Origin of the sequence: Paraburkholderia mimosarum LMG 23256 = NBRC 106338, from assembly GCF_000739815.1 — a bacterium.
Taxonomy (GTDB): domain Bacteria; phylum Pseudomonadota; class Gammaproteobacteria; order Burkholderiales; family Burkholderiaceae; genus Paraburkholderia; species Paraburkholderia mimosarum.
In genome coordinates this window covers 37,029-61,222 of the sequence record NZ_BBJJ01000012.1, presented here as the reverse complement: position 1 = coordinate 61,222, position 24,194 = coordinate 37,029, and the positions used below count along the sequence as shown (strand labels likewise).

Annotated in this window: 20 protein-coding genes and 2 tRNA genes; 3 read left to right on the top strand and 19 right to left on the bottom strand. The window is 63.7% G+C overall.

Features of this window, described 5'->3' with window-relative positions; genetic code table 11:
* Nucleotides 1-58: 58 nt before the first annotated feature.
* From xylF to xylA, 3 genes are all read right to left on the bottom strand, one after another.
* Complete coding sequence (gene xylF / locus BMI01S_RS11980) at nt 59-1,087, bottom strand: D-xylose ABC transporter substrate-binding protein (protein ID WP_028210132.1); 1,029 nt, start codon at nt 1,085-1,087, stop codon at nt 59-61.
* Nucleotides 1,088-1,285: 198 nt separating this feature from the next.
* Nucleotides 1,286-2,776, bottom strand: a complete 1,491-nt coding sequence (gene xylB / locus BMI01S_RS11975) for a xylulokinase (protein WP_028210133.1) — start codon at nt 2,774-2,776, stop codon at nt 1,286-1,288.
* A 115-nt stretch (nt 2,777-2,891) separates the two neighbouring features.
* On the bottom strand, nt 2,892-4,214 hold the full coding sequence (xylA, locus tag BMI01S_RS11970) for a xylose isomerase (protein WP_028210134.1): 1,323 nt from the start codon (nt 4,212-4,214) through the stop codon (nt 2,892-2,894).
* 303 nt (nt 4,215-4,517) lie between these two features.
* Here xylA and BMI01S_RS11965 point away from each other — a divergent pair, with 303 nt between their 5' ends.
* Nucleotides 4,518-5,732, top strand: coding sequence for a XylR family transcriptional regulator (locus BMI01S_RS11965; protein ID WP_028210135.1), 1,215 nt, complete (start codon nt 4,518-4,520; stop codon nt 5,730-5,732).
* Between the two features lie 49 nt (nt 5,733-5,781).
* Complete coding sequence (locus BMI01S_RS11960; protein WP_028210136.1) at nt 5,782-6,882, top strand: aldose epimerase family protein; 1,101 nt, start codon at nt 5,782-5,784, stop codon at nt 6,880-6,882.
* A gap of 37 nt (nt 6,883-6,919) precedes the next feature.
* Here the strand turns inward: BMI01S_RS11960 and BMI01S_RS11955 are convergent, their stop codons facing one another.
* The 3 genes from BMI01S_RS11955 to BMI01S_RS11945 all read right to left on the bottom strand — a co-directional run bounded on the left by BMI01S_RS11955 (nt 6,920) and on the right by BMI01S_RS11945 (nt 8,963).
* Entirely contained in the window at nt 6,920-7,780 is an 861-nt protein-coding gene (locus BMI01S_RS11955; protein ID WP_028210137.1) for a 3-hydroxybutyryl-CoA dehydrogenase, read from the bottom strand.
* 185 nt (nt 7,781-7,965) lie between these two features.
* Entirely contained in the window at nt 7,966-8,286 is a 321-nt protein-coding gene (locus BMI01S_RS11950) for a DUF190 domain-containing protein (protein ID WP_036017891.1), read from the bottom strand.
* A 107-nt stretch (nt 8,287-8,393) separates the two neighbouring features.
* Complete coding sequence (locus BMI01S_RS11945; RefSeq protein WP_081715831.1) at nt 8,394-8,963, bottom strand: acyloxyacyl hydrolase; 570 nt, start codon at nt 8,961-8,963, stop codon at nt 8,394-8,396.
* A 550-nt stretch (nt 8,964-9,513) separates the two neighbouring features.
* Here BMI01S_RS11945 and BMI01S_RS11940 point away from each other — a divergent pair.
* A complete protein-coding gene (locus tag BMI01S_RS11940; protein ID WP_081715832.1) occupies nt 9,514-10,938 on the top strand; it encodes an MFS transporter in 1,425 nt (474 codons plus the stop codon).
* Nucleotides 10,939-11,071: 133 nt separating this feature from the next.
* Here BMI01S_RS11940 and BMI01S_RS11935 read toward each other — a convergent pair whose 3' ends face one another.
* From BMI01S_RS11935 to BMI01S_RS11875, 13 genes are all read right to left on the bottom strand, one after another.
* The gene (locus BMI01S_RS11935; protein WP_042289290.1) at nt 11,072-12,010 is read right to left on the bottom strand and encodes a DMT family transporter; all 939 of its coding nucleotides are present in this window, start codon (nt 12,008-12,010) and stop codon (nt 11,072-11,074) included.
* A gap of 632 nt (nt 12,011-12,642) precedes the next feature.
* Nucleotides 12,643-12,719, bottom strand: a tRNA-Pro gene (locus tag BMI01S_RS11930).
* Between the two features lie 126 nt (nt 12,720-12,845).
* Nucleotides 12,846-13,244 carry a MerR family transcriptional regulator gene (locus BMI01S_RS11925; RefSeq protein WP_028210141.1) on the bottom strand — a complete coding sequence of 133 codons (399 nt, stop codon included), beginning with the start codon at nt 13,242-13,244 and terminating at the stop codon, nt 12,846-12,848.
* Between the two features lie 125 nt (nt 13,245-13,369).
* Complete coding sequence (locus BMI01S_RS11920) at nt 13,370-13,780, bottom strand: integration host factor subunit alpha (RefSeq protein WP_028204248.1); 411 nt, start codon at nt 13,778-13,780, stop codon at nt 13,370-13,372.
* A gap of 90 nt (nt 13,781-13,870) precedes the next feature.
* Complete coding sequence (gene pheT / locus BMI01S_RS11915) at nt 13,871-16,315, bottom strand: phenylalanine--tRNA ligase subunit beta (RefSeq protein ID WP_028230470.1); 2,445 nt, start codon at nt 16,313-16,315, stop codon at nt 13,871-13,873.
* 109 nt (nt 16,316-16,424) lie between these two features.
* On the bottom strand, nt 16,425-17,438 hold the full coding sequence (gene pheS / locus BMI01S_RS11910; RefSeq protein ID WP_028210143.1) for a phenylalanine--tRNA ligase subunit alpha: 1,014 nt from the start codon (nt 17,436-17,438) through the stop codon (nt 16,425-16,427).
* A 223-nt stretch (nt 17,439-17,661) separates the two neighbouring features.
* The gene (rplT, locus tag BMI01S_RS11905; protein WP_004192938.1) at nt 17,662-18,021 is read right to left on the bottom strand and encodes a 50S ribosomal protein L20; all 360 of its coding nucleotides are present in this window, start codon (nt 18,019-18,021) and stop codon (nt 17,662-17,664) included.
* 30 nt (nt 18,022-18,051) lie between these two features.
* The gene (gene rpmI / locus BMI01S_RS11900) at nt 18,052-18,249 is read right to left on the bottom strand and encodes a 50S ribosomal protein L35 (protein WP_004191477.1); all 198 of its coding nucleotides are present in this window, start codon (nt 18,247-18,249) and stop codon (nt 18,052-18,054) included.
* 276 nt (nt 18,250-18,525) lie between these two features.
* Nucleotides 18,526-19,047: a translation initiation factor IF-3 gene (gene infC / locus BMI01S_RS11895; RefSeq protein WP_081715833.1), complete on the bottom strand. Its 522-nt coding sequence runs from the start codon at nt 19,045-19,047 to the stop codon at nt 18,526-18,528.
* A gap of 50 nt (nt 19,048-19,097) precedes the next feature.
* Nucleotides 19,098-21,005 (bottom strand): threonine--tRNA ligase, encoded by a 1,908-nt coding sequence (thrS, locus tag BMI01S_RS11890; RefSeq protein ID WP_028210145.1) that lies wholly within the window; start codon nt 21,003-21,005, stop codon nt 19,098-19,100.
* 279 nt (nt 21,006-21,284) lie between these two features.
* Nucleotides 21,285-21,361 (bottom strand) — tRNA-Val (locus BMI01S_RS11885).
* A gap of 74 nt (nt 21,362-21,435) precedes the next feature.
* Nucleotides 21,436-23,685, bottom strand: a complete 2,250-nt coding sequence (locus BMI01S_RS11880; RefSeq protein WP_028210146.1) for a RelA/SpoT family protein — start codon at nt 23,683-23,685, stop codon at nt 21,436-21,438.
* Between the two features lie 87 nt (nt 23,686-23,772).
* Nucleotides 23,773-24,126, bottom strand: a complete 354-nt coding sequence (locus BMI01S_RS11875) for a RidA family protein (RefSeq protein WP_028210147.1) — start codon at nt 24,124-24,126, stop codon at nt 23,773-23,775.
* Nucleotides 24,127-24,194: the final 68 nt, after the last annotated feature.

The following is a 24,194-nucleotide window of genomic DNA, read 5'->3' as shown; positions in this document are numbered from 1 at the left end:
TACTCGCTGCGAAGGCCCGCGCGCGCCGTGGCGTGCGCGGGCCGCCTGGCCCACGGCGTTACTGGCTGGCCAGTTGCGCCTGCGTGTAGAAGCCGTCCTTCACGACGACGTCGACGTTGCTCTTCGTCAGCAGCGTGGGCTGCAGCAGCACGGTGTCGACCTTCTTCTTGCCGTTGTCATACTGCGCGTTGTACGCGGGCTTCTGAGCCTTCGCGAGATCGACGGCGAGCTTCGCAGCCTCGCCCGCGATGAGCTTGAGCGGCTTGTAGACCGTCATGGTTTGCGTGCCCGCCACCACGCGCTTGACCGCCGCGAGGTCCGCGTCCTGGCCCGACACCGGCACCTTGCCCGCGAGATGCTGCGCGGCGAGCGCCTGGATCGCGCCGCCCGCCGTGCCGTCGTTCGAGGCGACGATTGCGTCGATCTTGTTGTTGTTCGCGGTGAGCGCGTCTTCCGTGATGCGCAGCGCAGTCGAAGCGCTCCATTCCGGCACCCACTGCTGGCCGACCACCTTGATGTCGCCGCGGTCGATCGCGGGCTTGAGAACCTTCAGTTGTCCTTCACGCAGCATCTTCGCGTTGTTGTCCGTCGGCGCGCCGCCCAGCAGGAAGTAATTGCCCTTGGGCTGCGCGTCGTAGACACCCTTCGCCTGGAGCTCGCCCACCTTCTCGTTGTCGAACGAGATATAGGCGTCGATGTCGGCGTCGAGGATCAGCCGGTCATAGGAGACGACCTTGATGCCCGCCTTCTTCGCCTCGGCCACGACATTGCCCAGCGTCTTCGAATTGAACGGCACGATCACGATGACGTCGACGCCACGCGAAATCAGGTTTTCGATCTGCGAAATCTGGCGCGCTTCGCTCGCGTCGGCCGATTGCACCGACACTTTCGCGCCCAGCTTCTCGGCCGCGGCGACGAAGTAGTCGCGATCGCGCGACCAGCGCTCGACGCGCAAGTCGTCGATGCAGAAGCCGATTTCGGGATGATCCTTGCTCGCATGCGCGAGCGGTGCCGCGAGCGACAGGCTCGCAAGCACAGCGCCGCAGATGAGCGAACTCAGAACAGAACGACGTTTGGCGAAATTCATGTCTCCATACTCCTCTTGATGCCAATGCACGCCAACGCGCGTACGCGTCGCCGGCACGGCGACTGGTTATCGGATAGATGCCGATTCAATGGCGCAACACACACAAAAACGGCCTGGCGTGCGGGCTACCTGTAGGACTGCCAATCGACTGCACGGCTACGCTGGGCGTGCAGTTCTTTTCCACCCCGACGCCTCCTTTCAGGCGCCGGTTGCGAAAACCGGTTCGAGTGCGCGATACAGCGCACCAAAGGTCGGGCGCCGCGCTTCGCGATACCATGCGTGGCGCGCGGCATCGGGTTCACGCACCGCGAGCACGGGCGGTTGCGGGCAGACTTCGTCGAGCGACGCGCCAGGTTCGAGCGCGAGATGCGCGAGGCGCGCGGCGCCCAGCGCCGGGCCGACTTCGCCGCCCGTGCGCAGCGTGAGCGCGCGACCACTGATATCGGCGAGCATCTGGGTCCACCAGGCGCTGCGCGAGCCGCCCCCGATCACCGTGATCGTGTCGGGCATGAGGCCCGCCGCATGTAGCGCGTCAACGCCGTCGAGCAAGGCGAAGCCCACACCTTCGAGCGTCGCGTTCGCGAGATCGGCCCGCGAGGTCTGCGGAGTCATGCCGTAAAACACGCCCTTCGCGTTGACGTTGTTGTGCGGCGTGCGCTCGCCGCTCAGGTATGGCAGGAACCACGGCCGGCGCGCATCGCGCCCGGCGCTCGAGTTCGCTTCGGCGTCGGCGAGCAGTGCCGCTACGCTCTCGTAGCCCGTGAGCTGCGCCGTGAAGTCGAGGCAGCTGGCCGCGTTGAGCATCACGGACATCAGATGCCACGTTTGCGGCAATGCATGGCAGAAGCTGTGAACCGCGGAATCTGGATTGGCGAGAAAGCCGTCCGAGACGGCGAAATACACCCCCGAGGTGCCAAGCGAAAGCATCGCATCGCCGGGCCGTACGATGCCCACGCCCACGGCACCAGCCGCGTTGTCGCCACCGCCCGCCACAACGGGAATTTCGCGCAGGCCGAATTGCCGGGCAAGCTCTGGCCGCAGCGTGCCGGTCACCTGGTTGCCCTCGAATACTTCGGGCATTTGCGCGCGCGTGAGGCCGCACGCCGCCAGCAGCGTATCGCTATAGTCGCGCTTTGCAATGTCGAGCCACAGGGTGCCGGCCGCATCGGAGGCGTCCGTGGCGAAAACGCCCGTGAGCAGCCAGCGCAAATAATCCTTTGGCAGCAGGACGTGTGAGATGCGGGAGAAAATTTCCGGCTCGTGCTTGCGCACCCATAGCAGTTTCGGCGCCGTGAACCCCGGCATCGCGAGGTTGCCCGCGATGGCGTGCAGCTGCGGCACGGCGCGCTCCAGCTCGATACATTCGTTGTCCGAACGACCGTCGTTCCACAGGATCGCTGGGCGCAGCACCTCGCCTCGCGCATCGAGCAGCGTCGCGCCGTGCATCTGGCCGGTCAGGCCAAGCGCTTCGATGCGAGCCGGGTCGATGCCGCGTCCGCGCGCTTCCTCGATGAGCGCGCGCAATGCGCTCTGCGTGGCGAGCCACCAGTCCTGCGGCGCCTGCTCGGACCAGCGAGGGTGCGGCCGGCTCACGCTGAGCGCCGCGCTCGCGCTGCCGAGCACGTCGCCCGCGCGATCGAGCAGCACGGCCTTCACGCCCGACGTGCCGAGGTCGATACCGATGAACATGTCTCCGTCCTTCTTTTTTGCGCCAGTTTGCCTTCAACGCCAACCGGCGCAATTGCGAATTTGACGGCGCGCCTTGATGATTTTTCGCGGACCTCCCTCGCGCGCCGCGACAGGACTAGCGCTGACCAAAAATCGCCTGGTTCACGACGTTTTCGAGCCGCTCCTGCTGGCCGCTTGCGTGCTGCGGATTCATGCCGTGCGCGAGCGCGTCGGTAGCCAGCGACGAGAGCGAATAGCCGCCCGCGAGAATCTTGCGGCCGAACTCGCTGTCCCAGCCCGCGTAGCGCTGAGTGCGGAACTGCTCGAGGCGGTCGTTTTCCACCAGCACCGCCGCGCGTTCCAGCGCGAGCGCGAGCACGTCGATGGCGCCCACGTGGCCATAGAACATGTCTTCGGGATCGATGCTCTGGCGCCGCACCTTCGCGTCGAAATTCATGCCGCCCGTCGTGAAACCGCCGTGGCGCAGGATCTCGTAGAACGCGAGCGTGAGTTCTTCGACGCTATTGGGGAACTGGTCGGTATCCCAGCCGTTCTGCGGGTCGCCGCGATTCGCGTCCACGCTGCCGAACACGCCCAGCGCGAACGCCGTTGCGATTTCGTGATGGAACGAGTGGCCGGCGAGCGTCGCGTGATTTGCCTCGATGTTCACGCGAATCTCGCTCTGCAGGCCGTACTGCGTGAGAAAGCCGTGCACCGTGGCGACGTCGTAGTCGTACTGGTGCTTGGTCGGCTCCTGGGGCTTCGGTTCGATCAGCAGCGTGCCGGCGAAGCCGGTGCGGTGCTTGTGCTCGACCACCATCGAGAGAAAGCGCGCAAACTGCTCGCGTTCGCGCTTGAGGTCGGTATTGAGCAGCGTATCGTAGCCCTCGCGGCCGCCCCACAGCACGTAGTTCTCGCCGCCGAGCGTGCGCGTCGCGTCGAGCGCATGGCAAACCTGCGTGGCGGCATAGGCGAAGATTTCGGGGTTGGGGCTCGTGGCCGCACCGCCCGCGTAGCGCGGATTCGAAAACAGGTTGGCGGTGCCCCAGAGCAGTTTCACGCCGCTCGCCTGCTGGCGCTCGCCGAGGTAGTCGACCATGCGCTTGAAGTTTTCCGTGTAGTCCTTCAGGTCCTTGCCTTCCGGAGCCACATCGGTGTCGTGAAACGTGTAATAAGGTGTGCCGAGCTTCGAGAAGAATTCGAACGCGGCATCGGCCTTCTGGCGCGCGCGCTCCATGGCGTCGCCGGGCTGCTGCCACGGCCGGTGAAACGCGCCCTGCCCGAAGATGTCGTTGCCGGGCCAGACGAACGAATGCCAGTAGCACACGGCGATGCGAAGATGCTCCTCGAGCGTCTTGCCGAGCACCTTCCTCGTACGGTCGTAGTGATGGTACGCAAGCGGGTTGTCCGACTGCGGGCCTTCGTATCGAATTGCGGGGATATGTTCGAAATACGACATGATGTCTCCAGTGTTGTTGCAGCGCAGCGCGCAGCGTGCACCCTCTGTGTGATGCCATACTGCCCGCGACGAGCAAAGCGCGGCAATTGCGAAATTGCGCGAGACCCTTAATGTTTCCTGCCGAGTGGCGCGGCAGGGGCGTCCGCGAGCCCGAATCTGGGCCTAAAATAGCCGGACGCTTAAAACGACGCGCCAAGGGCGCGAGAGACATCGTAGCGCGACGCTCATTTGAACGCACCGCGCCCGAACCGGAGAGATGGCGGCTTTGCGCGGGCACGCCGCGCGAAACACCGCCGAGCTGACATGACCCGCGCCCCCGCTTCCCAGTCACCCCACCGCATTGCGTTGCTATTCAACGCGAACAAGGTGTACGACCGCGAAATCATTGCCGGAATCGGCGACTATCTACGTTCCACGCGCGTGGCGTGGGACCTGTTTCTCGAAGAGGATTTTCGCTGCCGCCTCGCGGGCATCGAGCGCTTCGACGGCGATGGCATCATCGCCGACTTCGACGACCCTGCCGTGGCCGAGGCGTTGCGCGGCTGCCCGCTGCCGGTCGTGGCCGTGGGTTCGTCGTTCGAGGATGCGACGCAGTACCCGCCCGAGCTGCCGTACATCGCGACCGACAACCGCAAACTGGTCTCGCTCGCGTGGACGCATCTGATCGGCGCAGGCCTGCCGAATCTCGCCATGTACAGCCTGCCCGTGGCGCAGGAAAACCGCTGGGCGCAGGAGCGCGAGCTGGCGTTCCAGGCGCTCGGCCGCAAGGAAGGCGTGCCCGCGCCGATCTACCGCGGCCAGGCCACCAGCGCCAGCGCCTGGAACCAGGCCATCGAGCAGCTGAGCGTCTGGCTGCACAGCCTGCCCAAACCCGTGGGCGTGATCGCCGTGACCGACGCCCGGGCGCGGCATTTGCTGCAGGCATGTTTGATTCACGGCATTGCGGTGCCCGAGCAGGTGGCGATCATCGGCATCGACAACGATCCCCTCACCCGCACGCTAACGCGCATCCCGCTTTCGTCGGTCATCCAGGGAACGGAGGAAATGGGCAAGACGGCGGCACACTTGCTGCACCAGATGCTGCGCGGTGCACGTTTTCCGGGACAACGCATTCTGGTTCCACCCGTCGGCATCAATGTGCTCGAATCGACCCGGCATGAACCGCTCTCGAGCCCCCATGTCATGCGTGCACGGCACTTCATCCGCCAATACGCCTGCCAGGGCATCAAGACCGAGCAGGTGGCCGACTACGTGGGCGTGTCGCGCTCGTCTCTGGAAGAATATTTCCGGCGTGAACTCCAGTGCACGGTCCATCAGGAGATCCTGCGCCACAAGCTCGATGCCGCCAAGGCGATGCTCGCCAGTCGCGACGCATCGAGTGCCGAGGTGGCGATCCGCTGCGGATTCACGTCGCTGCAGTACATGTATGCCGTATTCCGGCGCGAACTCGATTGCACGCCGCGCGAATACCAGGACAGCGTGGCGAACGCTTCCGCCCCGCGGCTGTCCACCCCATGAAGCCGGCTTCGGCCGCCCAGGGATTCAGCAACACTTTTCATTTCACCTCATGAACACTCTTGCTGCCCATCTGAGTTCGGAACCGTGGGGCGCGCTGCCCGGCGGCGACGCCGTCCGGCTCTACACGCTGCGCAACGCGCAGGGAATGAAGGTGATGGTGAGCGACCTCGGCGCGACGCTCGTCTCGTGGCTCGCGCCCGATCGCGCCGGCCGCCTCGCGGACATCCTCCTCGGCCACGACACGCCCGCCGACTATCTCGCGGCTTCGACGTACATGGGCGGCCTGATCGGGCGCTGGGCCAACCGCATCGCGGGTGCGCGTTTCATGCTCGACGGCATCGACTACGCACTCGATCGCAACGAGAACGGCAATCTGCTGCATGGGGGCGCCAACGGTTTTCACCGGCAGATGTGGCTGGCGGATGAGGACCGGGGTTCGCTGGTGCTACGGCTCGATTCGCCCGAAGGGGATTGCGGCTTTCCCGGGAACGTCAGCGTGAAGGTGCGCTATACGCTAGCCGACGACGGCACGCTGACGATCGACTACGAGGGCGTGGCTGACGCTCCCACCCCGCTCAACCTCACGAGCCACGGCTACTTCAATCTCTCCGGCGAAGCGAGCCCGGACATTCGCGGCCATGTACTGACGATCGACGCCGACGCGTTCCTCGAGGTCGATCCCCAGTTGATTCCGTGTCGCATCGCCGACGTCTCGGGCAGCGCGTTCGATTTCCGCCATGGCGCGCCGCTCGGCGCGCGGCTCGACTGGCCGAACGCCCAGCTCGAACGCGCGCGCGGCTTCGACCACTGCTACGTGCTGCGCGCGCCCGAGAGCACGGCAGGCACGCTGCACGCCGCGCCGGGCCGTTGGCCGGTGCGCCCCGTGGCGCGGGTCTATGATCCGGGCAGCGGGCGCGAGCTTGCCGTCGCGACCGACCAGCGCGGCTTGCAGCTCTATACGGGGAATTATCTGGAGGGACAGCCGGGGCGCAGGGGCGCGACGTGCGCTCGCTACGCGGGGCTGTGCCTCGAAGCGGGCGGCTTCCCGAACCAGATCAACATGGAAGCGCCCGCATGCGATGAAGTGGTGCTGCGGCCCGGCAAGACGTACCAGCAGGTCACGCAGTACCGGGTCAGCGTGCTCACATGAAGCCGAATGCAGGCGTCTGCGCCTGCATTCCGGTGCGTCAGGACACCTTGTCGTACTGATACACGCCACGGCCGGTCTTGCGGCCCAGATGGCCTGCCGCGACCATCTCGCGCAGCAGCGGGCAGGCACGATACTTCGAGTCACCGAAGTCCTTCAGAAAAACGTCCATCACCGAAAGACACACGTCGAGGCCGACCAGGTCCGCCAGGGCAAGCGGTCCGATCGGGTGATTCGCGCCGAGCTTCATGCCCGCGTCGATTTCCTCGGCGCTCGCAATGCCGTCCGCGAGCACGAAAAACGCCTCATTGATCATCGGCACCAGAATGCGGTTCACCACGAAGCCCGGTGCATTCTTGACGGCGATCGGCGTCTTCTCGAGACGCAGCGCCATCTCGCGCACCGCCTCGGCAACTTCCGGCCGCGTCTGCAGCCCGCGGATCACCTCGACGAGCGGCATCATCGGCACCGGGTTGAAGAAGTGCATGCCGATGAAGCGTGACGGATCGGCGAGCGTGGTCGCGAGCGCCGTGATCGAGATCGACGACGTGTTCGTTGCAACGATCGCGTCGGGGCGAGCCGCGGCCTCGATCTGCTTGAGGATGCGCATCTTGAGGTCGACGTTCTCGGTCGCCGCCTCGATCACGAGATCGGCGCTCGCGAGACGCTGGTAGTCGGTGGTCGTTTCGATGCGCGCGAGCGCGGCATCGCGCGCGCCGGCTTCGAGCTTGCCCTTCGAGACGAGCCGCTCGAGGCTGTGCGTGAGCGTGGCGACACCCTTGGCGAGCGCCGCGTCGGTGACGTCGATCATCACCGCCTTGAGCCCCGCCACCGCTACCGCTTGCGCGATGCCATTGCCCATCGTGCCCGCGCCCACGATCCCTACAGTTTCGATTGCCATGCCTGCTCCTCACTCCTTATCTGCGACGCCGGCGTGTCGCCTGTGAAATATGCCGGTCATGCGGCGCAACCCGTGGTGCACCGCACCAAAAACGACAGTTTAACGGGTTGCGGGAGACCATCATAATTTGCGCGACGGCAGCGACTGCGGCATAGCGCACCCGGGGCGGGCAGACAGGAAACCGCTCAGACGCCGCCGAGGCGGCCGTAGTCGATCGAGCTGCGTGTATAGAAGAGTTCGACGCCGCCCTGCCCGAGCGTGACGAGCAGCGCATCGATGGACGGATCGTCGGCGACGATCAGCACCACGGCGGGCTCGTCGGCGAGATCGAAGAAGTGGGCGGCGTGCAGCTTTCCATGAGCATCGAGGCCCTCGTAGCCTTCGAGCACGGTAATCCCGAAGGCGCCTTGTGCGCGCGCGGCTTCCATGATCCACGAGACCGCCGACTTATGCCCTTTCTTGTCCTTGCGGCTCGTATAAATCGTGAGTTGACTGCCTGCGGCCATGGAAACCTCGATGAATTCGGCGGTGCGAAAAATCGGTGCCGCTCGACGGGCGGGATGCAAAAAAATTCTAGCACGCGGCTCGCTTCGTCCCAGCGGTCAAGCATCTGCTAGAAGTTGTACTGGAAATAGATCTGACTGAAGTTCATGCCGGGATTCGGCTGCTTGATGTCCGCGTTCGACAAATGCTGGAAGCGGAATCCGACCTGATAGTTACCGTGCTCGCCAAACTGCGCGCCCACGCCGACCATGTTCGCGAACTGAAACGACGTCGAGGTGGCGCGGTCCGGTGTCTGCCGCAAATGCGACAGAAAACGTATGCCCACGCCCGCCTCGATGAACGGCTTGAACCAGCCGGTGTCCTTGATGAAGCGAAAAACCGGCGTCACGCCGAATTCCCAGATATGGGAGTAGACGGCATCGGCGGCGTCCAGCTTCCAGTAGGCGACGTGCCCCTCGCCGACCACCGTGAAGTGATAACCGCCAATGTGCCACCACTGCAGGCCCGGATCCCAGACGAGGCCCAGGTCGAGCTTCTTGACGTCGTGCGCCGCGACGCCCGGACCGATCTGGATGCCGAAGCTGTTCTCCGCACGCGCGCCGGCCGTGCAGAACGCGCAGAGCACGATGACGGCTCCGGGGGCGGAACGTGCCTGCCAGGTCAATTTTCTTGATTTCATGTATTTCCCGGGTCGATCAATTCATTCCGGGCACACGCATCATTTAATGAAATCTGATTCCGTCGCCCTGCAACGTTCAATTCATTCAAGCAGATATGAGAAAGAAATCTAGCCGCGAGAAGGCGACAGCGCTCGTGCACGGCATTACCGCACGTCCGGGAAACGCCCTCCACGTCGTGATTCCTGACTACCGACTTTCAATATCGTGAATGCAGCCAATCAAATGCGTCGATCCTTCAGCAGAAGAATTTTCCTGCCGTCACCCGCCGACTTTACCCGCCTCTCGAAATTACCGGCTATTTATGAAGAAAATTGGATTCACGCAATGCGATTAACAGATATTCGCTGAACGCTAGCATTCGTGTGAATAAAACAGCGCCCTCGATGCGGGTATTCCCGAATCCAGACGAAGGAACACGGCCGTTGTACCCAAATTGAGGACAGCCTATACGCGAGGCGCTCCGATAATCGGCGCGAAACCCTGATACACGGCAAACAACAACGCAATAACCCTTGCCACGATCACGCCCCGGTGCTTTGGAGGAGACACATGAGCCCTATCCCGCAAGCGCATGCTTCGCATGCGCCGCATCCGTCCGCGCAATCATCCGCGCGGGTGCAGTCGAGCCACGCAGCCGCCACTGAACGGGTGACACGCAAAGTGTCGCGTCATTTGCTCGGCTTCCTGTTCCTGCAGTTCGTCGTCTCGTTCCTCGACCGGATCAACATCGGCTTCGCAGGGCTGACGATGATGAAGGATCTCGGCCTGTCGAGCACGCAGTTCGGCTTCGCCACCACGCTCTTCTATATCGCGTATATCGCGTGCGGAATTCCTGGCAATTTGATGCTCGCACGCGTAGGCGCGCGCCGCTGGATCAGCTTCATCATGATCGCGTGGGGCCTCGCCTCCACCGCGACGATGTTCGCCACCAACGCCACCACGCTCTACTGGCTGCGCATGCTGGTTGGCGTGACCGAGGCGGGTTTTCTGCCCGGCATGCTGCTTTACCTCACCTGCTGGTTCCCGAGCGCGTGGCGCGCGCGGGCGAATGCCCTCTTTATGATCGCCATGCCCGTGACGGCTGCGCTCGGCTCCGCAGTCTCGGGCTATATCCTCAAGCTCGACGGCCACGCCGGGCTTGCGGGCTGGCAGTGGCTCTTCGTGCTGGAAGGCATGCCTGCCGCGCTGCTCGGCTGCGTGGCGTATTGCTATCTGGACGACACGCCGCGTGCCGCGCGCTGGCTCAGCACGGAAGAAAAACGCACGCTCGAAGCTGCCCTCGCCGAGCCTGCGAACGCGCAAGCCTCGCCCACGGCGCACGCCGCGGGCAAGCCCGGCCTCTGGCAGCAGTTGCGCTCGCCGGTGGTCCTGCGCTTCGCGGCGGCGTACTTCTGCCTCGTCAACACGCTGGCGATGGTCGCCGTATGGGCCCCGCTGATCGTGAAGGGCTTCAGTGCGGGCGCGAGCAATGTCACCGTGGGCCTTATCGCGACGATTCCGCAGATCGTGACCATCGCCGCGATGATCGCGTGGGGCCGCCGCTCGGACCGGCATCAGGAACGCAAATGGCACCTCGCGGCACCGATGCTGCTCTCCGGGCTCGGTTGCGTACTGACCGCGCAAAGCGGCGCGCCGCTCGTTCAACTGCTCGGCGTATGCCTCGCATCGGCGGGCTCGTACACGGCGATGTCGATCTTCTGGACCACGCCGGACCAGGCGTTCACGCCGCAAGCGCGCGCGGTGGGCATCGCCGTGATCAACGCGATCGGCAATATCAGCTCGGCGGCAAATCCGCTCGTCGTGGGATGGCTCAAGGATGCGACACACAGCTATGCCGCGGGACTCATCTATTCCGCGGCACTGCTCGTGGTGGGGACGATGATCGTCGCGACACTGCCCGTTGGGAAAAACGATAGAAGCGGCCGAGGCGATCGCGACGAACGAGCACAGCGTGCGCCGCGCGCGGCCGCATGAGCATGCATTGCGCCCGATTCGGCGGCAGCGCATGCCACCCGCGTGTGTGTCCAGACGAACTGTGCGGCGCGTTTGGCCGCGCTCACCGCGCGCGGCGCACGCACCGTCGCCAGGGCATGTGAGGACACACTTGCTAGCGCTCCGCGCCCGCCCCGCTGCGCCGCGCGGCGATTCCCGGTAGCCGCTTCACGAAACCGGTCGCGAGCGCGGTGCCGAGGAGGATCGCGGCGCACGCCTCGACCATGCCCATCGAAACCCGCTCGCCGAGAAAGAGCGCGCCCCACAGAATGCCGAACATCGGGATCACGAACGTCACCGTGATTGCGCGCGCCGGCCCGACCGATGCAATCAGCCGGAAGAACAGCAGATAGGCAACGCCGGTGCACGCCACGCCGAGACCGAGAACCGCGCCCCAGGCATTGAGCGAAACAGTCGCAGCGGGCCAGGTCGCCACGGCGAACGGCGCGAGCACGACGCTCGCGCTCGTCATCGTGCCGGCGGCCACCGTGAGGGGGTCCACGCCGGTGAGATGGCGCTTCGTGTAGCTTGCGGCAACGCCGTAGAGCGCTGCAGCAACCAGTGCCGCGAGAGCTGCCAGCGCGGCGCTCGTGGACGATACCCCATCGCCGGCGTGCGTCGCGATCTGGTCCCAGACGAGCGCAAGCACGCCCGCAAAGCCGATGGCAAGCCCGACCACGCGCAGCCCGCTCAAACGATCCTTGAGCCAGACGTATGCGACCACTGCGCCCCACAGCGGCGTGGTCGCGTTGATGACGGACGTGACACCCGCTGAGAGCGTGAGTTCGGCCCACGCGAACAGGCAGAACGGCGCAGCCGAATTGAGGATGCCGACGACGAAGAGGGGCCACGCACGCTCGCGCAACGCGCCCAGCGCCTCGCGCGCGGGACGCCGGGAGAACAGCACTAGCAGCAGGAACAGCGCCCCGATGCCGACCCGCAGCGCCATCAGCGGCGCTACGCCGAAATCGGTCACACCGACGCGTATGAACAGAAACGATCCGCCCCATAGGGCGGCGAGAAAAACCAGTTGCGCGAGTTCGATCGGGTTCATTTGAGGTATCGCTGTCAAGGGCACGGGGTGCGCGCGGAGGGGCGCGATCGTTCGAATCACGGGCGCGGAGGTACGCGTATCGTAAGGCGAATGGCACGCGCCGTATAACGAAGGATTCTCACCGATATGTGAGAAAAATTAACAGCCGGATCTTGCGGTGTCGTTCGTATTTCGCGGCATTGCTTACGGCACTCGACTCGATCGGCGAGGATCGCGATGGCACTTTCAGGCAGCTTGATATGAAGAGGAAGCGGCTTTCTGGATATCCGGCTCGCGTTCTTGCGAAGCCGTTTGGCAGGATTCCTGATCGACGTCTTGCGTAACCAGGGCATGCGCTGCTCGAGCAGTTCGATATCGGGACAACGATGAACCGTGGGGTGGTGAAGCCGAGGATTGAGTGGCTGCAAGCGGTAGCGTGATCGGAAAGCGGCTCGAGGCGACAGAGCCACCATATGATTGGTCCCCGCGAACCGCAATGGCGCTGCCTGACGCTGCCTCGCGCTGCCGCCTTCGCGAACATCCGGAAACCGCCTCACCGAGGCGCCAACCTTGAATGCCAGCGGTTTATCCCCGCGGGCAGACGCTGCAACGAAAAAGGACTTACGGCTTTCACCGTAAGTCCTTGATTTTCCTGGTCGGGGCGAGAGGATTTGAACCTCCGACCACCTGCACCCCATGCAGGTACGCTACCAGGCTGCGCTACGCCCCGAGAGCTAGAGAGTATAACAGACAGTTTCTCTAATTAGAACCGCTTCAAGCGCAATTCGTGAACTGCGCGTGAACTGCACGTGAACTGCGCGTGAACGGCACACCCACAAGCGTTTCGAACAAGGTTTCAGCGGCCCAGTGAATCGAGCACATGGAGCAAGTCCTTGCGCAACTGGTCGACGTCCACGAGCGCCATCGTGCCTTTGGTAGCGGGCTCGCCTGATGCTTCGGCCTGGGCCGATTCGCCGACCATCGCCCCATGCGAATCCAGACGATTGCGCGCGCCGTTGATCGTGAACCCCTGCTCATAGAGCAGTTCGCGAATCCGCCGGATCAACAACACTTCGTGATGCTGGTAATAGCGACGATTGCCGCGCCGCTTCACCGGCTTCAACTGCGTGAACTCCTGCTCCCAATACCGCAGCACATGCGGCTTCACGCCGCACAGTTCGCTCACCTCGCCAATGGTGAAGTAGCGCTTGGCGGGGATGGGAGGCAAGACGACCTTTTCGCTTGTCGATGTCATCGCCGGATTGCCGTCGTGGTGGTTGCGCAATGAGGCGTCGCCGCCTGGGTCCTTGAAGTCCGCTACTTTCCGCCTGGTTCTCGCCCGCCATGTTGCCACCGCCGCGAGGCTGCCAACTCAGCGCATCAACGCGGGAAACTCGCTTCGGCGCCGCTCTCCACGAGCGCCTTGAGCTTCTGGCTCGCATGGAACGTCACGACGCGGCGCGCCGCGATAGGAATCGCTTCGCCCGTCTTCGGATTGCGGCCGGGTCGTTGCGGCTTGTCGCGCAACTGGAAGTTGCCGAAGCCCGACAGCTTCACGCTATCGCCGCTTTCCAGCGCGTCGCGAATCACCTCGAAGAAGGCTTCGACCATGTCCTTCGCCTCGCGCTTGTTGAGACCGACGTTGTCGAACAGCAGCTCAGCGAGTTCGGCTTTCGTCAGCGTGGGCGTGTCGTTCGTGGCGCTTGCCGACGAGGCAGGAATGTCGCGAATCATGGCGCTACGCTGTGCCGCAAGAAGGGCTTCGAAATCACTCGAGTTCATTTCGTTCATCTATCTTTGAAATGGCGCGCTTCCGGTTGCTGGCAAGACTTGCAACCACACAAACCGGAAGCCGATGTCGGTACGTGATAGCCGAGGAGCTTATCCGCGCAACCGGGCGCCATACACTCGAGCCAGGCGATCCACCAGGGACTTGATGGCCGCATCGACCGTTTCGTCCTGAAGGGTTCCGCCAGTATCTTGCAGGGTCACCCGGAAGGCAAGGCTTTTCTCGTCCGCGCCAAGTCCGGAAGTATTTGATTTTGCACGAAATTCATCGAAGAGCGCAACCCTCTGCACAATCCGGCAAGGCTCGTCTTGCATGCCCTTCTGGAACTCGTCGAGCAGCGCTTGCACCTCGATCTTTTGATCGACGACAAGCGCGATGTCACGGCGGACCGGCGGGAATTTCGAGACTTCGCCAGGCGTGGGCAGATCGCGCGCCATCAGTGCCTCGGCCTCGACTTCGAAGAGGATCGGCGCGTGCGGCAGGTCGTACTTCTGCATCCAGCGCGGATGCAGCTCGCCGATCCAGCCCACGGCACGGCCATCGACTTCGATGCGCGCGCTACGTCCCGGGTGCAGCGCAGGGTGCTCGGCCTTCACGAAACGCGGCGCCTTGGCTGCGCCAAGCGGTGCGAACAGCGCTTCCAGGTCACCCTTGACGTCGAAGAAGTCCACGCCGCGCGTTTGCGCGCCCCACTGCTCTTCGAGCGCGGGACCGTAGGCAAGCGCGCCGATCATCTGCGGTTGTGCGAAACCTTCGACCGTCATCTCACCGGCCTTGATCGACGGATCGTGCAGGAACACGCGACCTGCTTCGAACACGCGCACGCGGTCCGCGCGGCGATTGAGGTTGTGGCGCAGCACGTTGACGAGGCTGCCGAACAGCGTCGTGCGCATGACCGAGAGCTGGCTCGCGATCGGGTTCAGCAGCTTCACGGGATTGGCATTGCCCGCGAAGTCCTGCTCCCACTCGGCATCGACGAAGCTGAAGTTGATCGTCTCGGCGTAGTCGCGCGCGGCGAGCGCGTGACGGATCGCGTGGATCGAGCGGCGCGTTTCGTGGGTCGCGCGCATTTCGCAGCGCGCCACCGGCGGCAGCGCCGGAATCTTCTCGACACCATAGATGCGCGCGACCTCTTCGATCAGGTCTTCCTCGATCTCGATGTCGAAACGATACGGCGGCGGCGTCACGCTGAACGACTCATCGCCATCGCGTTCGAACGAAAGACCGAGGCGCGTGAAGATCTCCGCGATCTCGTCGGCGCCGATCTTCACGCCGATGATGCGGTTCGCGCGCGCCACGCGCATCTTCACCGGCTCGCGCTTTGGCACGTTGACCGTATGACCGTCGACCGGGCCGGCAGCGCCGCCGCAGATATCGAGGATCAGCTGCGTGATGCGCTCGATGTGCTCCACGGTCGTCGACCAGTCCACGCCGCGCTCGAAGCGATGGCCGGCATCGGTCGAGAAGTTGTAGCGGCGCGAGCGGCCACGAATGCTGTCCGGCCACCAGAACGCGGCTTCGAGATAGATGTTCGTGGTGTCGAGGGTGACCGCCGTGCTGTCGCCGCCCATGATGCCCGCAAGGCTTTCGATCTCGCGGTCGTCGGCGATCACGCCCACGGTCTCATCGACTTCGACGGTGTTGCCGTTGAGCAGCTTGAGCGTCTCGCCTTTGCGGCCCCAGCGCACGTCCATCGAGCCATGGATCTTGTCGAGATCGAACACGTGCGACGGGCGGCCTAGTTCGAGCATCACGTAGTTCGAGATGTCGACGAGCGCCGAGATGCTGCGCTGGCCCGAGCGCTCGAGACGCTCGACCATCCACGCAGGCGTCTTCGCGCGCGCATTCACGCCACGGATCACGCGGCCCGAGAAACGGCCGCACAGGTCCGGCGCCGAAATCTTCACGGGCAGCTTTTCGTCGAGCTTCACCTCGACTTTCGGATACACGGGCGCCGCAAGCGGCGCGCCGGTGATCGCCGCCGTTTCGCGCGCGACGCCGTACACCGAAAGGCAATCGGCCTTGTTCGGCGTGAGCTTGATTTCGAAGATGGTGTCGTCGAGATTGAGCGCTTCGCGGATATCCTGACCGATGGGCGTGTCTTCGGGCAGGATCATCAGGCCGCTGTGGTCTTCCGAGAGCTTGAGCTCGCGCGCCGAGCACAGCATGCCCTGGCTTTCCACGCCGCGCAGCTTCGAGAGCTTGATCGCAAAAGGCTTGCCGCCTTCTTCGGCGGGCGGCAGTTCGGCGCCCACGAGCGCCACGGGCACCTTGATGCCGGGCGCGACGTTGGGCGCGCCGCACACGATCTGCAGCGTGGCGCCGGTGCCGGCGTCGACCTGCGTGACGTTGAGCTTGTCGGCATCGGGATGCTTCACGACTTCGAGCACGCGGCCCACGACGATCTTCGTGGTGGGCGGCGCGGCCGGGCTCAGGCCTTCGACTTCGAGGCCGGCCATGGTGAGCGCATGGGCCAGTTCATCGGTCGTGAGCTTCGGATCGACAAAGCTTCTCAGCCAGGATTCGGGGAATAGCATTTGGTTTTACGTTCCAGACAGATTGTGACCGTCGCGAGGGCGGGTTCCCGCGCACCTTCTTCAGATGCTGCGTCCGCCTCGCGCTCTGCAAGCGAATGCGTCGCTTCGATCAGGCGAACTGGCGCAGGAAGCGCAGATCGCCTTCGAAGAACAGGCGCAGGTCCTGCACACCGTAACGCAGCATCGTCAGGCGTTCGAGGCCGCTGCCGAACGCAAAGCCGATGTAGCGCTCCGGGTCGAGGCCCATGTTGCGGATCACGGTCGGATGCACCTGGCCCGAGCCCGAGATCTCGAGCCACTTGCCGGCATTCTTGCCCTGCTCGAACATCATGTCGATTTCGGCCGAAGGCTCCGTGAACGGGAAGTACGACGGACGAAAGCGCACCTGGATGTCGTCACGCTCGAAGAACTTCTTGAGGAAGTCGGTGTAGACACCCTTGAGGTCTGCGAAGCTGATGTTCTCTTCGATCCACAGGCCTTCGACCTGGTTGAACATCGGCGAGTGCGTGGCGTCGCTGTCCACCCGATACGTGCGGCCCGGCACGATCACCTTGATGGGCGGCGTGTGCGTGCGCGCGTAGCGCACCTGCATCGGGCTCGTGTGCGTGCGCAACAAAAGCTGACGGCCATCGGCGTCCTTGCCGTCCACGTAGAACGTGTCCTGCATCGAGCGCGCCGGATGGTTTTCCGGGCTGTTGAGCGAGGTGAAGTTGTACCAGTCGGTTTCGATCTCGGGACCGTCGGCCACGTCGAAACCAATCGAGCCGAAGATGCGCTCGACGCGCTCCCACGTTTGCATCACGGGGTGCAGGCTACCGGTGCCGGTGCCGCGGCCCGGCAGCGTGACGTCGATCGCCTCGGAGGCGAGGCGCTGGTTCAGCAGTGCGTCGGCGAGCGCCTGGCGGCGCGCGTTGAGCGCGGCTTCCACCTGCTGCTTGACGGCGTTGATGCGCGCGCCCTCGGTCTTGCGCGTTTCCGGGTCGAGCTTGCCGAGGCCCTTGAGCAGTTCGGTCAGCGCGCCGGATTTGCCGAGAAAGCGGGCCTTTTCGTTTTCGAGCGTGTTGACGTCCGGGGCGGCAGCGAAAGCGCGTTGCGCGTCGTCGACAATCTGGTCCAGATCCATTGATCCCATCTTTTCAGCGTCAGAGTTTGAGACTTGGAGCGTCTGCGCGCCCGCGGCACACCATGATGAAACCTGGCGACGGCGGCGCGAAGACACTGCATGAAGCGGCGCAAGAAGCGTAATTACCAACAAAAACGGGGCTCGGTGAGGAGCCCCGTTTTTGTTGCAGCATCACCGCGACTACCGGAATGTCTGCTGCAACGAACCTGCGCAATACCTGCTATCAGGCAGCGACGGCGGCCTTCACCTGCTTGACGATCGCAGCAAATGCAGCCTTGTCGAACACAGCCATGTCAGCCAGAACCTTGCGGTCGAGTTCGATCGAAGCCTTCTTCAGGCCGTTGATGAACACGCTGTAGGTCATGTCGTGCTGACGCACCGCCGCGTTGATACGCGTGATCCACAGTGCGCGGAACACACGCTTCTTGTTGCGGCGATCGCGGTAGGCGTACTGGCCCGCGCGCATGACCGCCTGCTTGGCGATGCGATAGACGTTATTGCGACGGCCGCGGTAACCCTTGGCCAGGTTGATGATTTTCTTGTGGCGGGCCCGTGCGGTAACCCCACGTTTGACTCGAGGCATGTTTCGCTCCTGTGAGTATCGGTTGAGGGATTACGCGAACGGCAGCATTGCGCGCACGGAGTTCAGATCGGAATCATGAACTGCCGTTGCACCGCGCAGATGGCGCTTGTTCTTGGTGGTCTTCTTCGTCAGGATGTGACGCTTGAAGGCTTGACCGCGCTTGACGGTACCGCCCGGACGAACCACGAAGCGCTTTGCAGCGCTCTTCTTGGTCTTCATCTTCGGCATGACAGACAACTCCATTATTTGATGGACATGGGTGTGCGGCTGGCTCAGTGTCGGAACACCTTGCCCTCTGACCGCCCTTCGAAACCCACTCCACTTGTTTTGGCGACTGGCTGATAGTGCTAACCGCCGCTTTCAGGAAAAACGCCCGTTTGCCGCACTTGACGTGCGGCGCGCGGGCGCCGTTCCGGAACCTGCTTCCCGCCTTCTGCGCGCCATGGCGCCGAAGACGTCAATCGAAATTTTTCGGGCATCGCGCGAACCGCGCGACGCGCCGGATTACTTCTTCTTCTTCGGAGCGAGCACCATGATCATCTGGCGCCCTTCCATCTTCGGCATCTGCTCGACCTGACCGACTTCTTCGAGGTCGGTGCGCAGGCGTTCGAGCATGCGCATGCCGATTTCCTGGTGGGCCATTTCGCGGCCGCGGAAACGCAACGTGATCTTCGTCTTGTCGCCATCGTCAAGGAAGCGGATGAGATTACGCAGCTTGACGTTGTAATCGCCATCGTCGGTACCCGGGCGGAATTTGACTTCCTTGACCTGGATGACCTTCTGCTTGAGCTTGGCCTCGTGCTGCTTCTTCGATTCCTGGTACTTGAACTTGCCGTAGTCCATCAGGCGGCACACGGGAGGCACCGCCTGCGGGGCAATTTCAACCAGATCGACGTCCTGCTGTTCCGACATGCGGAACGCATCTGCCAGCTTTACGATGCCGAGCGGCTCGTTCTCGATTCCGACGAGACGCACCTCGGGTGCAGTGATTTCACCGTTGATGCGATGCGACTTATCCGTAGCGATGTTACGTTTCCTCTAAAGATTAAAAAAACGAGCCGCGCTGCCGCAGTGGCTTACCTGAACGTCTTGACGTCTTCCGCAAGACGCGCTGTAAAGGCATCGACCGGCATGACACCCAGATCGACGCCGCCACGGGCACGCACGGCTACCGTTTGTGCTTCACGCTCCTTGTCGCCGACTACGAGCAGATACGGGACCTTCTCAAGCGTGTGCTCGCGTATTTTATAGCTAATTTTCTCGTTGCGCAAATCGGCCACCACTCTAAGCCCTTGTTTTTGCAACGATTGAACCAGATTCGCGGCATATTCGGCCTGACTTTCCGCGATATTCATCACAACGGCCTGCACCGGAGCGAGCCACGGCGGCATCGCGCCGGCATGGTGCTCGATCAGAATGCCGAGGAAACGCTCCATCGAACCGAGGATGGCGCGGTGCAGCATGATCGGCCGGCGGCGGCCGTTGTCCTCGGCCACATATTCGGCGCCGAGGCGCTCCGGCAGGACCATGTCGAGCTGCAGCGTGCCGCATTGCCACGAGCGGCCAAGGGCGTCCTTGATGTGGTACTCGACCTTCGGACCGTAGAACGCGCCCTCGCCCGGCAACTCTTCCCACTGCAGGCCGCAGGCCGTCAGCGCCTCGCGCAGGCCCTGCTCGGCGCGATCCCACGTCTCATCCGTCCCCGCGCGCGAATCCGGGCGCAGCGAGAGCTTGATGTCGATATGATCGAAGCCGAAATCCTTGTAGATGCTCATCGCCAGCGTGTTGAAGGCGATCGACTCGCTGATGATCTGGTCTTCCGTACAGAAGATGTGCGCGTCGTCCTGGACGAAGCCGCGCACGCGCATCAGGCCGTGCAGCGCGCCCGACGCCTCGTTGCGGTGGCACGAGCCGAACTCCGCGTAGCGCAGGGGCAGATCGCGGTACGAACGCAGGCCGTGGTTGAACACCTGGACGTGGCCCGGGCAGTTCATCGGCTTGATCGCGTAGTCGCGCTTTTCCGACTCCGTCGTGAACATGTTTTCACGATAGTTCTGCCAGTGACCCGACGCCTCCCAGAGCGAGCGGTCCATGATCATCGGCGTCTTGATTTCGTCGTACCCCGCGACACGCAGGCGGCCGCGCATGTACTGCTCGACCTGCTGCCAAAGCGTCCAGCCCTTGGGGTGCCAGAACACCATGCCCGGCGACTCGTCCTGCATGTGGAACAAGTCGAGCTGCTTGCCGAGCTTGCGGTGGTCGCGCTTTTCGGCCTCCTCGAGCATGTGGAGGTACTGGTCCTGGTCTTCCTTCTTCGTCCAGGCCGTGCCGTAGATGCGCTGCAGCTGCTCGTTCTTCGAGTCGCCGCGCCAGTAGGCGCCCGCGACCTTCATGAGCTTGAAGACTTTCAGCTTGCCCGTGGACGGCACGTGCGGGCCGCGGCAGAGGTCCGTGAAGCCGCCGTGCGAGTACAGCTTGATTTGCTCGGCGCCCGGGATCGACTCGATGATCTCGGCCTTGTACTTCTCGCCGATGCTCTTGAAGTAGTCCACGGCCTCGCCACGCGTGACGACGCGGCGTGACACCGGCTCATCCTTCTTCGCGAGTTCCTGCATGCGCTTTTCGATCTTTTCGAGATCTTCGGGCGTGAAGGGGCGGCTGTAGGCGAAGTCGTAGTAGAAGCCGTTGTCGATGACCGGTCCGATCGTGACCTGGGCCTCCGGGTACAGCTCCTTCACTGCGTACGCGAGCAAGTGCGCCGTGGAGTGACGGATGATGTCGAGGCCGTCGGCATCCTTGTCCGTGACGATGGCGAGCGATGCGTCGCGATCGATCAGCGTCGACGTATCGACCAGCTCACCGTCGAGCTTGCCGCCGAGCGCCGCCTTGGCGAGACCGGGGCCAATCGAAGCCGCCACTTCGGCGACCGTGACGGGATGATCGTACTGTCGAACCGAACCGTCGGGCAGACGTATCGCAACCATGTTTTTCTCCAGAAGTGCCGCGAAGGCACATCGTGTTGTTCGTGGGAACGCAGCGCGGAAAACTTCGCGACAAAAAAAATGCGGCCCCGCTTTCGAGGGGCCGCATTCACTTTTCAAACCAGACTGCACAGGCGAAAGAGGTCCTCGACTAGCGTCGCTCCGAAGTAGTTTCGGTGAACGTTCGCGGTGTCATAACCGTATTCGCCTTATGGCGCTTCCTTTAAAGGTGCAGCGCTTACTGCGGTTGAGCCCCTGGCAAAACCAGAAGCTCGATTTCGTTGGTAGGCTCGATTGGACTCGAACCAACGACCCCCACCATGTCAAGGTGGTGCTCTAACCAGCTGAGCTACGAGCCTGAAGAAGAGAGATTATATGAAGTAGCCGCACACTTGGCAAGTGCTTTTTTGCGGCGCGGCAATGCCGCACCGTCTCAGCCTTTGCGCGACGCCCGCACCACGCCGCCCACCTCACCGAGCAGCACGCAGGCACGCTGGATTTGCGCGGAGTTCGACACTTCGACCGTGAACTGCATGTACGCCGCATTGCGGCGGGACTGTGTCTTCACTCCGATCACATTCATCTTTTCGCGCGCGAATACCTCGGAGATGTCGCGCAGCAGCCCCTGGCGGTCGGTCGCCTCGATCGAGATGTCGACCGGATAGACGGACTGGCCACGCCCGCCCATCACATCGGCGGACCACGTGGTGTGCAGCACGCGCTCGGGCGCCCTGTCGGCCATGCGCAGAAAGGTCGGGCAATCGCTGCGGTGGATCGACATGCCCTTGCCTCGCGTGACGAAACCGCTGATCGCGTCCGGCGGTGCCGGCCGGCAGCAGCGCGCGAGCTGCGTGAGCAGCGCGTCCACGCCCACCACCAGCACGCCCGACGACCCGCCATGCGCGACGTTCGCGCCGCTCGCGCGCTTGGTTAGCTGCTCGGGCGTTTCCTCTTCCGACTCGGCCGTGGGTGCGTCGTGCAAGGCATGCTCGACGTTGCGCAGGCTGAACTCTTCCTTGCCTACCACGCTAAAAAGCTCGTCCGTCGACTTGAAGCCGAGCTTGGCCGCAAGCTGATCGAGATTGACCGACGTGCGGCCCTCGCGCTGCAGCGTCTTTTCCACCATCGCGCGGCCGTTGGCGATGTTTTCCTGCGCGTCGATCGCGTTGAACCACGCGCGCACCTTCTGGCGCGCCCGGGTGCTGTGCAGGTAGCCCAGCTGCGGATTGAGCCAGTCGCGCGACGGCCCGCCCTCCTTCACCGAAACGATCTCGACCGTCTGGCCGTTGCGCAACTGGGTGTTGAGCGGCACCATCGCGCCGTCCACGCGCGCACCGCGACAGCGATGACCGAGCTCGCTGTGCAGGTGATAGGCGAAGTCGAGCGGCGTTGCACCCTGCGGCAGTGCGATCACGCGCGCCTGGGGCGTGAGAACGTAGATGTGGTCGTCGTCGAGCGTAGCCTGGCGCAGCTGCTCCCACGGCTGGCGCCCGTCCGACACATCGTCCTTCCACGCCAGCAGCTGGCGCAGCCACGCGATCTTCTCGTCGTAACTGCTGCTCGCGCTGAACTGGCCGCCGTAACCCTTCGCGCCGGCTTCCTTGTAGCGCCAATGCGCGGCCACCCCGTACTCGGCGAACTGGTGCATTTCCTGCGTACGGATCTGCACCTCGAATGCACGGCCGTCGTCACCGATCACGACCGTATGCAGCGACCGGTAGCCATTGGGCTTGGGCCGCGAAATATAGTCGTCGAACTCCTTCGGCACCGGCTGCCAGAGGTTGTGCACGATGCCGAGCACCGTGTAGCAATCCTTGATATCGGGCACGATCACCCGGAACGCGCGCACGTCATAGAGCTCGGCGAAGTCGATCTCCTTGCCGCGCATCTTCTTCCAGATGCTGTAGATGTGCTTGGGGCGCCCGCTCACCTCGGCCGGGATATGTGCCGCGGCAAGCTCGCGCTGCAGCCGTGCGATCGCCTCCGACACGTAGCTCTCGCGCTCGACACGCTTTTCATCGAGCAGCTTCGCGATGCGTTTGTAGGTGTCCGGTTCCTGGAAGCGGAACGCGAGGTCCTCGAGCTCCCACTTCAGCTGCCAGATGCCCAGCCGGTTGGCGAGCGGCGCATAGATCTCGAGGGTCTCGTGGGCGATTTCGGGCGCTGGCGTGACTTTCGCCGCCGCGTAGAACCGCAGCGACTGCACCCGCGACGCGAGCCGGATCAGCACGACGCGGATGTCCTGCGCAAACGCGAGCAGCATCTTGCGCAGCGATTCGACCTGCGCACGCCGCGCCGCCTGGGCGTCGCGCCCTTCACGGCCCGATTCGGGCACCGACTGCTGCGCGGCACGCAGGCTGACGGTGCCAAGGCGCAGCAGCTTGCGAACGTCGAACACGAGCTTCGTCACTTCCGTGCCAAAACGCGCTTCGATCGTGGCCTCCGGATCGTCGAGATGCGGCGCGAGATTGAAGAGCGCGGCGGCGAGCACCGCAGGCGGATCGACATTGAGCCGGCCCATGATCGACGCCGTGCCCTGCGCATGCTCGACGAGCGGCTCGCCCGTGGAAAGACGCGCGTCACCCGCGTGCTCGCGCACGAATGCAAGTGCGTCGGCAAGCGACGGCAGCGGGCCGGGATCGGCGGGAACCGCGGGGGCGGGAGGGACTGTGTCGCTACTCATGAGACGATGCCCGTCGGCATACCGGACGGGCGACAACGGAATGGATCAAGCACACTCGAACACGTGCGGAGAATCAACGAATTGCGCTCAGTCGCGCTGCGCGGCCACCACGACGATCTCGACGAGGCACTCGGGATTTGCGAGCTTCGCTTCGACAGTCGCGCGCGGCGGCGTCGCGCCTTGCGCGACCCATTTGTCCCACTCGGCGTTCATGCCAGGGAAATCCTTCATGTCTGCAATGTAGATCTGCACCGAGAGCAGCAGCGACTTGTCGCTGTTCGCTTCGCCCAGCAGGCGGTCGATGTGGCCGAGCACTTCACGCGTCTGGCCTGCGATGTCCTGCTTCGTGTCCTCGGCGATCTGGCCGGCAAGGTAGACGGTGCCGTTGTAGATAGCGGTTTCCGAAAGACGCGGGCCAACGTGGTGACGAATGACTGCCATGAAGATTCCTGTTGAGAAGTGAAAAACGGTCGACTTCCGCGCCGGCGCGATCCAGCACGCATAACAGC

What these genes read in the sequence shown, in the direction of transcription:
- xylF (WP_028210132.1), bottom strand. Translation starts at nt 1,087, where the DNA reads ATGAATTTCGCCAAACGTCGTTCTGTTCTGAGTTCGCTCATCTGCGGC.
- xylB (WP_028210133.1), bottom strand. Translation starts at nt 2,776, where the DNA reads ATGTTCATCGGTATCGACCTCGGCACGTCGGGCGTGAAGGCCGTGCTG.
- xylA (WP_028210134.1), bottom strand. Translation starts at nt 4,214, where the DNA reads ATGTCGTATTTCGAACATATCCCCGCAATTCGATACGAAGGCCCGCAG.
- BMI01S_RS11965 (WP_028210135.1), top strand. Translation starts at nt 4,518, where the DNA reads ATGACCCGCGCCCCCGCTTCCCAGTCACCCCACCGCATTGCGTTGCTA.
- BMI01S_RS11960 (WP_028210136.1), top strand. Translation starts at nt 5,782, where the DNA reads ATGAACACTCTTGCTGCCCATCTGAGTTCGGAACCGTGGGGCGCGCTG.
- BMI01S_RS11955 (WP_028210137.1), bottom strand. Translation starts at nt 7,780, where the DNA reads ATGGCAATCGAAACTGTAGGGATCGTGGGCGCGGGCACGATGGGCAAT.
- BMI01S_RS11950 (WP_036017891.1), bottom strand. Translation starts at nt 8,286, where the DNA reads ATGGCCGCAGGCAGTCAACTCACGATTTATACGAGCCGCAAGGACAAG.
- BMI01S_RS11945 (WP_081715831.1), bottom strand. Translation starts at nt 8,963, where the DNA reads ATGAAATCAAGAAAATTGACCTGGCAGGCACGTTCCGCCCCCGGAGCC.
- BMI01S_RS11940 (WP_081715832.1), top strand. Translation starts at nt 9,514, where the DNA reads ATGAGCCCTATCCCGCAAGCGCATGCTTCGCATGCGCCGCATCCGTCC.
- BMI01S_RS11935 (WP_042289290.1), bottom strand. Translation starts at nt 12,010, where the DNA reads ATGAACCCGATCGAACTCGCGCAACTGGTTTTTCTCGCCGCCCTATGG.
- BMI01S_RS11925 (WP_028210141.1), bottom strand. Translation starts at nt 13,244, where the DNA reads ATGACATCGACAAGCGAAAAGGTCGTCTTGCCTCCCATCCCCGCCAAG.
- BMI01S_RS11920 (WP_028204248.1), bottom strand. Translation starts at nt 13,780, where the DNA reads ATGAACGAAATGAACTCGAGTGATTTCGAAGCCCTTCTTGCGGCACAG.
- pheT (WP_028230470.1), bottom strand. Translation starts at nt 16,315, where the DNA reads ATGCTATTCCCCGAATCCTGGCTGAGAAGCTTTGTCGATCCGAAGCTC.
- pheS (WP_028210143.1), bottom strand. Translation starts at nt 17,438, where the DNA reads ATGGATCTGGACCAGATTGTCGACGACGCGCAACGCGCTTTCGCTGCC.
- rplT (WP_004192938.1), bottom strand. Translation starts at nt 18,021, where the DNA reads ATGCCTCGAGTCAAACGTGGGGTTACCGCACGGGCCCGCCACAAGAAA.
- rpmI (WP_004191477.1), bottom strand. Translation starts at nt 18,249, where the DNA reads ATGCCGAAGATGAAGACCAAGAAGAGCGCTGCAAAGCGCTTCGTGGTT.
- thrS (WP_028210145.1), bottom strand. Translation starts at nt 21,005, where the DNA reads ATGGTTGCGATACGTCTGCCCGACGGTTCGGTTCGACAGTACGATCAT.
- BMI01S_RS11880 (WP_028210146.1), bottom strand. Translation starts at nt 23,685, where the DNA reads ATGAGTAGCGACACAGTCCCTCCCGCCCCCGCGGTTCCCGCCGATCCC.
- BMI01S_RS11875 (WP_028210147.1), bottom strand. Translation starts at nt 24,126, where the DNA reads ATGGCAGTCATTCGTCACCACGTTGGCCCGCGTCTTTCGGAAACCGCT.